The organism is Acidovorax sp. NPDC077693 (assembly GCF_044542805.1).
Lineage (GTDB): Bacteria > Pseudomonadota > Gammaproteobacteria > Burkholderiales > Burkholderiaceae_C > Acidovorax.
Map to the genome: position 1 here is coordinate 306,576 of NZ_JBITVD010000007.1, position 6,542 is coordinate 313,117.

General features: G+C 68.5%; 6 protein-coding genes and 1 pseudogene. All 7 read right to left on the reverse strand.

The window, feature by feature from the left end; all coding sequences use genetic code 11:
- Nucleotides 1-149 precede the first annotated feature (149 nt).
- Complete coding sequence (locus ACIGHN_RS12360; protein ID WP_056419306.1) at nucleotides 150-515, reverse strand: Na+/H+ antiporter subunit C; 366 nt, start codon at nucleotides 513-515, stop codon at nucleotides 150-152.
- Nucleotides 506-3,466, reverse strand: coding sequence for a monovalent cation/H+ antiporter subunit A (locus ACIGHN_RS12365; RefSeq protein ID WP_396504577.1), 2,961 nt, complete (start codon nucleotides 3,464-3,466; stop codon nucleotides 506-508). Before ACIGHN_RS12365 ends, ACIGHN_RS12360 begins: the two co-directional genes overlap by 10 nt.
- A 115-nt stretch (nucleotides 3,467-3,581) precedes the next feature.
- Nucleotides 3,582-4,016, reverse strand: coding sequence for a ComEA family DNA-binding protein (locus ACIGHN_RS12370; protein WP_396504578.1), 435 nt, complete (start codon nucleotides 4,014-4,016; stop codon nucleotides 3,582-3,584).
- Between the two features lie 78 nt (nucleotides 4,017-4,094).
- Nucleotides 4,095-5,252: a lipopolysaccharide assembly protein LapB gene (gene lapB / locus ACIGHN_RS12375; RefSeq protein WP_396504579.1), complete on the reverse strand. Its 1,158-nt coding sequence runs from the start codon at nucleotides 5,250-5,252 to the stop codon at nucleotides 4,095-4,097.
- Entirely contained in the window at nucleotides 5,242-5,574 is a 333-nt protein-coding gene (locus tag ACIGHN_RS12380; protein ID WP_396504580.1) for a lipopolysaccharide assembly LapA domain-containing protein, read from the reverse strand. The genes lapB and ACIGHN_RS12380 overlap by 11 nt, the downstream gene beginning before the upstream one ends.
- Nucleotides 5,575-5,750: 176 nt before the next feature.
- On the reverse strand, nucleotides 5,751-6,077 hold the full coding sequence (locus ACIGHN_RS12385; protein ID WP_056419323.1) for an integration host factor subunit beta: 327 nt from the start codon (nucleotides 6,075-6,077) through the stop codon (nucleotides 5,751-5,753).
- A 156-nt stretch (nucleotides 6,078-6,233) separates the two neighbouring features.
- Nucleotides 6,234-6,518: pseudogene (locus ACIGHN_RS12390) on the reverse strand (S1 RNA-binding domain-containing protein); the annotation flags it as partial.
- Between the last annotated feature and the right edge of the window lie 24 nt (nucleotides 6,519-6,542).

Consider the following 6,542-nt stretch of genomic DNA (forward strand, 5'->3'; position numbering starts at 1 on the left):
CAGGCCGCTGCGCACGAAACTGGCACGCACCGCGCCAGGGCAGCCTGGCAAGGGCCGCCCCGCAGCGAGGGCTGCGTCCCCCTGCCCGCAGCGCGCAGCGCTGCGAGAGCGGGGGGAAGCGGCGAAGCCGCTCAGGGGGGTGTTCTTCATCATGGCATTTCCTGCACGTCTTTGCCCTTGGTCCCATCCACATGGTCGGTGCCGGCCATGCCGCGCGATGCGAGCAGCACCACCAGGAACAGCGCGGTCATGGCAAAGCCGATCACGATGGCGGTGAGCGTCAGCGCCTGTGGCATGGGGTCGGCGTAGTGGGCCAGGTCCTTGGGCAGGCCGGGTTGCAGCACGGGCTCCTTGTCGATGGCCAGGCCCAGGCGGCCCATGCTGAAGATGAACAAATTGACGGCGTACGACAGCAGCGACAGCCCCATGATGATCTGGAAGGTGCGGGGCCGCAGCAGCAGCCACACGCCCGATCCGGTGAGCACGCCGATGGCGAGGGCCAGTATCAGTTCCATGGGCCTTCTCCCTGCGTTGCGACGGCGGATGGTTCAGCGGCCTGTGCCTCTTCGGCAGGGCGCGCGTTGTTGTAGCGGTGGCTGCGCACCGACTGGTGGGCGATGCCGGTGAGGATGAGCATGGTCGAGCCCACCACCAGGGTGAACACGCCGATGTCGAAGAACAGCGCGCTGGCCACATGCACTTCGCCCACGAAGGGCAGGTGCAGGTGGGCGGTGTGGCTGGTCAGGAAGGGGTAGCCCCACACCCAGGCGCCCAGGCCCGTGGCCAGCGCGGCCAGCAGGCCCACGCCGATCCAGCGGCGCGGGTACAGGGGCAGGTGCGCCTCCACCCACGAGGTGCCCGAGACGATGTACTGCAGCAGCAGCGCCACCGAGAACACCAGCCCCGCCACGAAGCCGCCACCGGGCTCGTTGTGCCCGCGCATGAAGAGGTACATGGACACCAGGGTGGCGAACGGCAGCATCAGGCGCACCAGCACGGCGGGCACCATGAGGTAGCCCACGGCGGTGTCGGCCGTCTGGCGCGGGTTGGACAGGTCTGTGTCCACGTCGGCCGGCAGCGCGCGCTGCTGTGCGGGCAGGTCCATCACCTCGCGCGCAGGGCGAAAGCGCCGCAGCAGCGCATACACCGTGAGCGCCACGATGCCCAGCACGACGATCTCGCCAAAGGTGTCGAAGCCCCGAAAGTCCACCAGCATCACGTTGACCACGTTGGTGCCGCCGCCACGGCTGAGCGCGTTTTCGAGAAAGAAGGTGGAGGTGCTGTCGGGGAAGGGCCGGCTCATCATCGCGAACGACAGCAGGGCCATGCCCGCGCCCGCGGTCAGTGCCAGGGCCATGTCGCGGTAGCGGCGCAGCTGGGTGCGGCGCTCCTCGGCCAGCGTGGGCTTGCGCAGTGTCTCATCGCGCCGGGGCAGCCAGCGCAGGCCCAGCAGGATGAGGATGGTGGTCACGATCTCCACCACGATCTGCGTGAGCGCCAGGTCGGGCGCAGAGAACCACAGGAAGGTCAGGCACACGCACAACCCCGCGCCACCGAGCAGCGTGAGGGCCGCCAGGCGGTGGTACTTGGCCTGCCAGGCCGCCGCCATGGCGCACAGCGCACCCAGCAGCCACAGCAGCGCGAACGCGGGCGACAGCGGCAGCTGCGTGCGGTCGCCGATCGGCAGGCCGCGCGACCACAGGGGCAGTACGCAGGCCAGCAGCGCGGCGCTCACCAGCCATAGCATCTGCCACTGCAGGCGCCCGGTGCCCAGCAGGCGGCGGCCATGGCGCCCCGCCTGGCTGACCAGGGCCAGCGTGTGCTCGAACACGCGCTGCCCGCTGATGCGGTACATGAGCGGCGGTGCGTCGACCGTGCCCTTCTCGCGCTGGCGGCGCAGCAGCGCATACAGCGCAATGCCGCCGCCCAGGGCGATCAGGCTCATCACGAAGGGCGTGTTGAACCCGTGCCAGACAGCCAGGCTGTAGACGGGCAGCTCGCCCCCCACCACCGGCCGGGCTGCGGCGGCCAGGTACGCGCCCACGGACCAGGCCGGGAGCACCCCCACCACCAGGCAGGCCAGCACCAGCAGCTCCACCGGCACGCGCATCCAATGCGGGGGCTCGTGCGGCTCGCGCGGCAGGTCGGTGGCTGCGGGGCCCCAGAACACATCCACCGTGAAGCGCAGCGAGTACGCCACGCTGAACACGCCTGCGATGGTGGCCGCCACGGGCAGCAGCCATTCGAGCAGGGGTGTCGTGTTCACGTACACGGTTTCGGCAAAGAACATTTCCTTGGACAAGAAGCCGTTGAGCAGCGGAACGCCCGCCATGGCCGCACTGGCCACCATGGCCAGCGTGGAGGTGATGGGCATCATCCGGCGCAGGCCCGACAGGCGCCGGATGTCGCGCGTGCCGCTTTCATGGTCCACGATGCCCACGGCCATGAAGAGCGAGGCCTTGAAGGTCGCGTGGTTCATGATGTGGAACACGGCGGCCACGGCGGCCAGCGGGCTGTTCAGGCCCAGCAGCAGGGTGATGAGGCCCAGGTGCGAAATCGTGGAGTAGGCCAGCAGCCCCTTGAGGTCGTTCTGGAACATGGCCGCGTAGCCGCCCACCAGCAGCGTGCACAGGCCTGCGCCGCCCACCAGCCAGAACCACTGCTCCGTGCCCGCCAGCGCCGGCCACAGGCGCGCCAGCAGAAACACACCCGCCTTGACCATGGTGGCCGAGTGCAGGTAGGCCGACACCGGCGTGGGCGCGGCCATGGCATTGGGCAGCCAGAAGTGGAAGGGGAACTGCGCGCTCTTGGTCAGCGCGCCCAGCAGGATCAGCACCAGCGCGGTGGTGTACAGCGGGTGGCTCTGGATGAGCTGGCCGGCCTCGAGCACGTTGTCCAGGTCATAGCTGCCCACGATGTGGCCCAGCACCAGCATGCCGGCCAGCATGGCCAGGCCGCCCGTGCCGGTCACGGTGAGCGCCATGCGCGCGCCGCGCCGCGCATCCTTGCGGTGGTGCCAGTAGCCGATCAGCAGGAACGAGAACAGGCTGGTCAGCTCCCAGAAGAATGCGATCTGGATGATGTTGCCCGACAGCACCACGCCGACCATGGCGCCCATGAACGCCAGAAAGAACGAGAAGAAGCGCGGCACCGGGTCGGCCGCCGACATGTAGTAGCGCGCGTACAGCACCACCAGGCTGCCCACGCCCAGCACCAGCATGCAGAACATCCAGGCAAAGCCATCCATGCGGATGACGAGGTTCAGGCCCAGGGCAGGCAGCCACTCGATGTCTTGCCGGAGCACGCCGCCGTCCGCGATCTGCGGAAAACACAGCGCCACCTGCACGGTGCAGAACACGGCGATCAAACCCGCCAGCGTGGACTCAGTATTGCGGGCATTGGCAGGCAGCACTGCCGCCAGCAGGCTGCCGATGAAGGGGAGGAGGATGAGGGTGATCAGGGGCATGCCCCAACGATTTTAGGGGCAGCTTTCAAAGACCCTGCCTGAAGCCGGCCGTTGCGCGAACGTTGGCGCAAAAAAACAAGCCCGCGGCGGCGGGCTTGCAGCTTGGGGAGCGTGCTTAGTTTTTGCTAGCGCTGGCTGTCGGCGCGGGCGCCGGGGCTGCCGCTGCTGGCGTGGCGGAGTCGGCCTGCGCTGCGCTGCCGCGGGGCTTGGCATCTTGCGCGGCGCCTGCCTGTTTCTTGCTGTGGGCGCCGTGGCTCTTGGCCTCGGCCTTGGCGGCGGCTGCGGCGCTGTACTTCTTGCCGTTGACGGTGAGGCCTTCCTTGGAGAAGTTCACGGCGCTCTTGTTGCCCACGCCGCCCACGCGGCCGATGAAGTCGCTCCAGTCCTTGAAGGGCGCGCTGCGGCGCTCGTCGAGGATGCGGCTGGACAGACCCGGCCCGATGCCCTTGATGCCGTCGAGCTCGGCTTCGGTGGCGGTGTTCACATCCACGGCCGCAAAGGCGGCGGCGGCACACAGGGAGGCGAGGAGGGTGAGCAGTTTCTTCAGCATGGTGGATGCGGGATGGGGCCGCTGGGTTGTGTGGGGTTGGGGAGGGAGGGCTGGGGCGCAGATACCGGCGCTGCGCAGTCAGAGTTCTTCGACGCGGCGGGCGGGGTAGCTGTCCCAGGTCTGGCAGCCAGGGCACTGCCAGAAATGCTGGCGCGCCTCGAAGCCGCAGGCCGCGCAGCGGTAGCGGGTGAGGGGCTTGACCGCATGCTCCAGCGCCCGCTGGACCTGCGGGTGGAATTCTTCGTGCTCCAGCTTCTCGCCAGCCAGCCATTTGGCCGCAGCGACCAGCGAGCGCTCCTTGTCCAGGTGCTGCACGTAGCGCTGGCGGGCCGTGTCGCGGGTGGCGTCGTCGGCGGCTTCCATGGCCACGAGGGCTTCGAGTACATCGAGCGACGGCGTCTGTGCATAGTGCGCCTGCAGCAGTGCCTGTACCTCGGGCACGCGCTGCGTGGCGTTGGCCGCCTCGACCATCATCGGCGCCGCCAGGGGCACGGCGGCAGGGTTACGCTCGCCCAGCGTGCGCAGCGTGGTCAGGACCTCGGCCGGCCGGCCCATCAGGCGTTGCAGCCGGGCCAGCTCGATGCGCGCGCGCGCGGCCTCGGGCGCCGCGGCCACGGCCTGCTCCAGCAAGGCCTGCGCGCCCGAGAGGTCGCCCTGGGCACTGAGTGCCAGTCCCTGCTCGCACAGGTAGTGCGCCTGCCGCGTGCTGAAGTCGCCCTGGTCGGCATCGTGCATCTTGAGCGCGATGGCGGTGGCATGCGGCCAGTCGCGCGAGCGTTCGTAGATCGCCAGCAGCGCCAGCCGGGCCTGGGCCTCGAAGGGCGTGCCTTCCAGGCGGTGCAGGGCGTCTTCGGCGCGGTCCAGCAGGCCGGCCTTGAGGAAGTCGAGCGCCAGGGCGTGCTGGGCGCGCTCGCGGTCGGTGCGCGAGAGGTCGCCGCGCGAGAGCAGGTGCTCGTGCACGCGCACCGCGCGGTCGTACTCGCCGCGGCGGCGAAACAGGTTGCCCAGGGCGAAGTGCAGCTCCGAGGTGTCGGGGTCGTTCTGCACAGCCTCGATGAAGGCGTCGATGGCCTGGTCCTGCTGCTCGTTGAGCAGGAAGTTCAGCCCCTTGAAGTAGGCCTTGGGCGCGCGGCGGTTTTCGGCACGCAGCTGGCGCAGGTCGAAGCGCGATGCCAGCCAGCCCAGCACGAAGGCGACGGGCAGGCCCAGCAGGATCCAGGTCAGGTCAAATTCCATGGACGGAGGGCAGGTCGGGCGGTGGAGGTGGCGCGGGCGGCGTGTTGGTGGCCGCAGGGGCGGCGGCGGCGGGTGTTGTGGCGCTGCCGGCACCGGCCTGTGCACGCCGCGCCGCAGCACGGTGGCGCCACCAGCGGGGCACCATGCCCAGCACCCCCACCGCGAGCCCGGCGGAGAAAGCGGTCAGCACCACCAGCACGAGCGGAGCGCGCCATTGGGTGCCAAAAAAGAAATGCACGGTCGCATCCTGCTGGTTGTTCAGCGCGAACGCGAATAGCGTAAAAAAAATGGCTGCCTTGAGCAGCCACAGGAGGTATTTCATCGGTCTCCCCAGTGGTGGGGCGATTCTAAGAGCCAGCCCGCTGTGGCCGGGATGCGTGCGGTGCGGGGCGGCTGGGTATTGTGGATGGGCCGATGCGCCGCCCTGCCGAGCAGGGCAGGCTATTTGGTAATGCTCGAAAAAGCCGCTACCGCTTGCCTGTACGGCGCAAGCTGCTATCAAATTTGATGGGTGGCAGGCGTCGTGCCTTCTTCCATCTCTGCGGTGCGCTTGTCCACGGCTTCGCGCAGGGCCTTTCCGGGCTTGAAATGCGGCACGCGTTTTTCCGGGATGGCCACGGCTTCGCCGCTGCGGGGGTTGCGGCCCATGCGGGGCGGGCGGTGGTTGACCGAGAAGCTGCCAAAGCCCCGGATCTCGATGCGGTGTCCGCGCACCAGCGCGTCGCCCACGGCGTCCAGAATCGTCTTGACGGCGAATTCGGCATCGCGGTGGGTGAGCTGGCCGAATCGTGCGGCCAGTTCTTCAACCAGGTCTGAGCGGGTCATGGAGTCTTGGGACATAGGCAGGCTGCCCGTGGGCAGGTGGTATCTCTCTTCGTGAAAAAAGAGCGGGCGCCGAGGCGCCCGCTGTCTGACCGTTGACGGCCAGGCCCCTGCACGAATGGATCACATCGTGCGCGGGCCTGTCGTCGGGTCAGTGTCTTACTTTTCCGAGTTGTCCAGCTTGGCGCGCAGCAGGGCGCCCAGGCTGGTCGTGCCGGCGCTTTCGCGGCTCGATTGCTGGCTCAGGCTGGCCATGGCGCCTTGCTCGTCGGCCATGTCCTTTTGCTTGATCGACAGCTGGATGTTGCGGGTCTTGCGATCCACATTGACCACCACGGCCGTGACTTCGTCGCCTTCCTTGAGCACGTTGCGGGCATCTTCCACGCGGTCGCGGGAGATTTCCGAAGCCCGCAGGTAGCCCAACAAGTCTTCGCCGAGGTCGATTTAAGCGCCAAGGGCGTCCACGCT

Coding starts and splice junctions, on each gene's coding strand:
- lapB (WP_396504579.1), bottom strand. CDS start 5,252: ATGGAATTTGACCTGACCTGGATCCTGCTGGGCCTGCCCGTCGCCTTC.
- ACIGHN_RS12385 (WP_056419323.1), bottom strand. CDS start 6,077: ATGACCCGCTCAGACCTGGTTGAAGAACTGGCCGCACGATTCGGCCAG.
- ACIGHN_RS12365 (WP_396504577.1), bottom strand. CDS start 3,466: ATGCCCCTGATCACCCTCATCCTCCTCCCCTTCATCGGCAGCCTGCTG.
- ACIGHN_RS12370 (WP_396504578.1), bottom strand. CDS start 4,016: ATGCTGAAGAAACTGCTCACCCTCCTCGCCTCCCTGTGTGCCGCCGCC.
- ACIGHN_RS12360 (WP_056419306.1), bottom strand. CDS start 515: ATGGAACTGATACTGGCCCTCGCCATCGGCGTGCTCACCGGATCGGGC.
- ACIGHN_RS12380 (WP_396504580.1), bottom strand. CDS start 5,574: ATGAAATACCTCCTGTGGCTGCTCAAGGCAGCCATTTTTTTTACGCTA.